The organism is Geomonas sp., from assembly GCF_035254065.1.
Classification (GTDB): domain Bacteria; phylum Desulfobacterota; class Desulfuromonadia; order Geobacterales; family Geobacteraceae; genus Geomonas.
This window is the reverse complement of the sequence record NZ_DATFBA010000319.1, coordinates 1-5,366: the sequence shown is the minus strand read 5'-3', so window position 1 is coordinate 5,366 and position 5,366 is coordinate 1. Positions and strand designations below refer to the sequence as shown.

Sequence of the window (5,366 nt, the reverse complement as noted above, 5' to 3'; positions counted from 1 at the left end):
GCCATGGCCAGGTAGGTGCGGGGATCGTAGGCCTTCTTGTCCCCCACCTCGCCGTCCACCTTCAGCACGCCGTCATAGTGCATGAACATGTGGCCGGCGATGGGGCGGGTGAAGGCGTACTGGGTATCGGTGTCGATGTTCATCTTCACCACGCCGTAGCCGAGCGCCTCGTGGATCTCGGCAAGCGCCGACCCGGAGCCGCCGTGGAAGACCAGGTAGAAGAGCGCCTCTTTCCCGTACTTCTCGGTCACCGCGACCTGGCAATCCTTGAGGATGGAGGGCTTCAGCTTGACCGCGCCCGGCTTGTAGACCCCGTGCACGTTGCCGAAGGTGGCGGCCAGAAGATAGCGCCCGCCGATCTCGTTCAGGGAGCGCGCCACCTCCAGGGTGTCCTCGGGGGTGGTGTAGAGCTGGGCGTTCGCCTCGGCCCGTACTCCGTCCTCCTCTCCCCCGACCACCCCGGCCTCTATCTCCAGGATGAGATCGTTTCTCTTGAACCGCTCCAGCAGGCGCTTGGCGATGTCCAGGTTCTCCTTCAAGGGGAGCGCGCTGCCGTCGAACATGTGGCTGCTGAAGAGGTTGGGGAGCCCGGCGGCGCGGCGCCGTTCGGTCTCCTCCACCAGCGGCATGACGAAGCTGTCCAACTTGTCCGCCTGGCAGTGGTCGGTGTGCAGGGCGACGTAGATCGGGTAGCGCGCCGCCACCCGGTGCACGTGTTCGGCGATGGAGATGGCTCCCAGCGCCATATCCTTGACCGCGGTTCCCGAGGCGAAGGCGCCGCCCCCGGTGGAAACCTGGATGATCCCGTCGCTGCGGCTCTCGGCCAGCCCCTTGAGGACCGCGTTGGCCGTGGTCAGCGAGGTGACGTTGATGGCCGGGTAGGCGAAACCCTTCTCGCGTGCCCGGTCGAGCATCTCGCAGTAGATCTTGTAATCGGCAACCGGCATGACTTCCTCCCTTGGCCGGATTAACCAGCCTCTTCTGTACCCCTCTCCCGGCTTGCGCCCTACCCTAGCCAGTCATAGGCCTGGGCCAGCTGGTTTTCGGGGAAGTACTTGACGGGAGCGCGGCGAAAGCCCGCCCCGGTGAACATCAGCATCCTGCTTTCCCATTTGGGATCGCCCACGATGGCGATCTTGGCGACCCGGTCCCCGTACCGCACGAAGAAGGTCATGTCGTTCCAGACCTCCTTCCCCGCCCAGCCGATGAAATCCTTCTCGACGAGCACCAAAACGTTGATGTCGTCGTGGGGACCTGAAGTCTTGATGCACTCGGCCTGAGCGCTATCCAGCTCGTCCTTGTGCAGGGTACCGGAAACGCGCAGAACCCAGATACCGCTCCTGTCCCGACGAATGTTCGCTCCCATGGGTCCTCCTTCGCACTAAGCGGTCACACCGCTGTTCCTGTCCAATCATCCCCTCGCCCCTTCAGGGGGGGAGGGTGCCCGAAGGGCGGGCGAGGGCCCCTCGGGGAGTGGCTGTCATTTTTCCCGGCCGAACAGCACGGCCATCGAACGCGGCGGCAGGCGGTAGCTTGAGTCTGCCATGACCGGCGCTTCCTCAGCAGGCACGATGTCCAACGGGGACGGGAGGGCGGTGTCCAGCAGACGGTGCCAGCACCTCCCCGGCAATTCCTGCGTCGGTGGCAGCTCGAACTCGAGGGGCTCCCACCACGCGTTTACCATGATGTGAAAGACGGTCCTGCCGGACAGGCTCCAGGCGGTGAACGCGATGCTGTGAGAATCCTCGCGCCAGTCGGGTTGTCCGAGCCTGGTTCCGTGCCATTCCAGCCGCGCCCGGCCCAGGAGCTGGTTCAGGGTCAGCTCGGGCTGGTCCACCGACATCTCCCTGTTCAGGCGTGTCGAGGTCAGCAAAGCGACAAACCGTCGCAGGTCGCCATGCCTGTCCAGCAACCGCCAGTCGAACCAGCTGGTCTCGTTGTCCTGGCAGTAGGCGTTGTTGTTTCCCCCCTGGCTGCGCCGCACCTCGTCGCCCATGAGAAGCATCGGCACGCCGAAGGCGAGCAGCGTGCAGGAGAGCAGGTTTTTCACTTGGCGGCTGCGCAGCTCCTCCACCGCAGGGTCGTCGCTGGGGCCTTCGGCGCCGCAGTTCCAGCTCAGGTTGTCATTGCAGCCGTCCCGGTTGTCTTCGCCGTTTTGCTCGTTGTGCTTGCCGTTGTAGGAAACCAGGTCGTTGAGGGTGAAGCCGTCGTGGCAGGTGACGAAGTTGGTGCTCTGCTCCGGCTCGCGCTCCTCGTGACCGTAGATGTCCGGGCTCCCCAAAAGCCTGGAGACGAAGCGGGAGACCATCCCGGGGTCTCCTCTTAAAAAGCTTCGCACGTCGTCCCGGAACTTGCCGTTCCACTCCTTCCAGCTGTCGCCGATGAAGCTCCCCACCTGGTACAGGCCGGCCGCGTCCCAGGCCTCGGCGATCAGCTTCACCCCGGCCAGGGCGGGGTCGGTCTCGATATCCCAGAGCAGGGGCGGGTTGCTCATGGGTGTTCCCGTCTCGTCACGGGCCAGGATGGATGCCAGGTCGAAGCGGAAGCCGTCCACATGCATCTCCCGGACCCAGTGGTGGAGGCTGTCCACGATCAGCCTGCGCACGATGGGGTTGTTGGCGTTGAAGGTGTTGCCGCAACCGGAGTAGTTGGCGTAGCCCCCTCCCGGCTCCAGCATGTAGTAGACCTTGTCCGCCAGCCCGCGGTAGCAGAAGGTTGCCCCATCGCCGCCACCCTCCGCGGTATGGTTGAACACCACGTCCAGGATCACCTCGATGCCGGCCCGATGCAGCGCCTTCACCATGTCGCGGAACTCGTCCAGCGGACCGAGCGGGTCCTTGCGGGAGCTGTAGGCGGCATGGGGGGCGAAGAAGGAGACCGGGCTGTACCCCCAGTAGTTGAGCCGACCCGCCGGTGCGTCCCAGGGATCGAACTGGAAGACCGGCAGCAGTTCCACCGCGGTGATCCCCAGCTCCTGCAGGTAGGGGATCTTCTCCACCAGCCCCGCGTAGGTGCCGCGGGTGGCGTCGGCCACGCCCGAGGAGGGGTGACGGGTGAAGCCGGCCACGTGCAGCTCGTAGATCACCGTACGGGCAAAGGGGCGGTTCAGGGGAACGTCCCCTTCCCAATCGTAGGCGCGGGGATCAGCTACCACGCTCTTCATGGCCGCCGCCGCGTTGTCCCCCGGCGCGCCGGCTGCCTGCCGGCTGTAGCCGGAGGGGACCGCCACCCCCCTTCCGTACGGATCGATGAGGAGCTTGTCCGCATCGAAACGAAGCCCGCGGCGTGGGTCCTGCGGGCCGGCCACCCGGTAGCCGTACAACTGCCCCGGGAGGATGCCGGGAACGAAGACATGCCAGTAGTGGTAGGTGCGGTTTCCCCTGGCAGCGAGGGTCACGGTGCGAGACGCCCGGCCGTCCTCGACCCGGTCGAAGAAGAGGAGCTCGACGGCGGTGGCGTCCCGGGAGAAGAGGCTGAAGTTGACCCCGCCGGGCACCACGGTAGCCCCCAACGGGAAGCTCTGCCCCCTCCCCATCTCCGCTCCGCTGCTGCCGTACTCCGTCCTGGCCCCTGCCATCGCCACTGCCTCCGCCCCGAGTGAACCGTCCCTTTCTCCAGCCCTACCGCCCTTCCCCAGCTCTATCGCCCTTATCCAGCCCTACCGTCCCTTTTTCCAGCTCTACCGGCCTATTCTCCGACTCAACCTTCCCTCGCCAACACTCACCTCGCCCAAAGCTACCCCTGGAAGCAGAGCAGAGCTCCCGCCATCACGTCCCCCCCCTTGTTAAAGGGGGGACAGGGGGGATTTGCCGTTCGCCTTGGGGCACCTTCGCTAGTTGCCATCTCCCTCACCCCGGCCCTCTCCCGCAGGGAGAGGGAGCGTCTGCCCATGACTCCTTCATCACGGCTTACCCCTGCCGCTCCGGTGTCGCGGCCCCGAGGCCCTCGACCTTGCGGGCGTAGCGGTCGATGCCGGGAAGTGCGCTGAACCCGTGGGCCATGATACTGAGCATCACGGTGACGATCACCGTCAGCTTGATGGTCTCCTCCCCCGGCAAACGTGCTTCCTCTTCCAGGAAAACCAGGCCGAGCACGATGGAGGCGAGTCCGCGCGGTCCGAACCATCCCATGAACAGCACGGTGGCGGAACTGAGTCCGGTCCCGATCAGGGAGATCGCCACCGGGAGCATGCGCACCACGGTCAGGCTGAGCAGGGCATACAGGAGGTGGCGCACGTTGAAGTGGCCGAGGTGGAACACCACCACCATCCCGAAGAAGAAAAAGATGAAGTAATCGAACAGCTGCCCCCATCCCTCGGCGAACTCGCTGCTGTGGGTGTCGGCATCCTTGAAGCCGATCTGGACCAGGAGCCCGGCGACGTAGGCGGCGATGAACGGGCTCCCCCCTACCGGATGGCAGGCCAGGATGCTTAAAAACGGCAGACTGACCAGGCCGAGTTGCTGCAGCGATTCGGCCATCCACTCCTTGCGGTTGGCGTATCCCAGAAGGTATCCGCCGATCAGGCCGATGGCGGCGCCCACCACCGCTCCCATGCCGAGCTGCTCAGCTATGTATTTCAGGAAGACCTGGCCGCCCCCCTCGGTACCCGCACGGGAGACAGCGATGAAACACATGAGGAAGGGGACGGAAAGCCCGTCGTTGAGTCCCGCTTCCACCCCCAGCGCCTGCCGGATGCGCAGGGGGACCCGTTCGCTCTCGACGATGACCTGTCCCAGGCCGGCATCGGTGGGTGCCAGGATGGCGGCCACGATCCCCGCCTCCCACACCGTCAGATCAGGGAAGACCGCGCAGCCGACGACCGCCCCAAGCAGGATGGTGAGCAGCATGCCGACCGTCAAAAGCCTGAGCGGCAGCCGCTGCTTGGTTGGCACGGTCTTGAGATCGATGTGGGATGCGTCGGTGAAGAGCAGCATCACCAGCCCGAGTTCCGCCAGTTTCAGGATGCTTTCCCGTTCCACGTCGAGCTCGTGCAGCGAAGGGACTGCGAGGATCAGCAGCACCCCGGCGCAGGTGAAGATGATCGGCGCCGTGATGACGGTGCCGTCCAGCCGCCTGGAGAAGAGGCTGTACAGGAAGACGACTACGATGAATGTGGCGACGATGATCATGATCCCACCTGCGTATTGCTACCCATCTTCGTCCCCTCGCCCTCCGGGAGAGGCAGGGGCGAGGGAAGTCGGCGTCGCCGCCCCCTCTCCGCCACCGGTTGCAAGAAAAGCGTCAGAAGCAATCCCCCCTGTCCCCCCTTTTTCAAGGGGGGAACCTGACGGGTACATCATCCCTGCTAATAAAGCCCCCCCTTGGTCCCCTCCCCTTCAAGGGGAGGGTCAGGGTGAGGATGGGGT

The 5,366-nt window shown here is 65.1% G+C and carries 4 protein-coding genes; all 4 read right to left on the bottom strand.

Annotated elements, in window-relative coordinates; translation table 11 throughout:
• A partial coding sequence (fbaA, locus tag VJ604_RS14770; protein ID WP_324083784.1) for a class II fructose-bisphosphate aldolase occupies window positions 1-947 on the bottom strand: 947 nt, incomplete at its 3' end.
• 59 nt (window positions 948-1,006) lie between these two features.
• Window positions 1,007-1,366, bottom strand: coding sequence for a SpoIIAA family protein (locus VJ604_RS14765; protein ID WP_324083783.1), 360 nt, complete (start codon window positions 1,364-1,366; stop codon window positions 1,007-1,009).
• Between the two features lie 114 nt (window positions 1,367-1,480).
• Window positions 1,481-3,577 carry a glycogen debranching protein GlgX gene (gene glgX / locus VJ604_RS14760; RefSeq protein ID WP_324083781.1) on the bottom strand — a complete coding sequence of 699 codons (2,097 nt, stop codon included), beginning with the start codon at window positions 3,575-3,577 and terminating at the stop codon, window positions 1,481-1,483.
• A gap of 331 nt (window positions 3,578-3,908) precedes the next feature.
• Window positions 3,909-5,129 (bottom strand): cation:proton antiporter, encoded by a 1,221-nt coding sequence (locus VJ604_RS14755; protein WP_324083779.1) that lies wholly within the window; start codon window positions 5,127-5,129, stop codon window positions 3,909-3,911.
• Window positions 5,130-5,366: the final 237 nt, after the last annotated feature.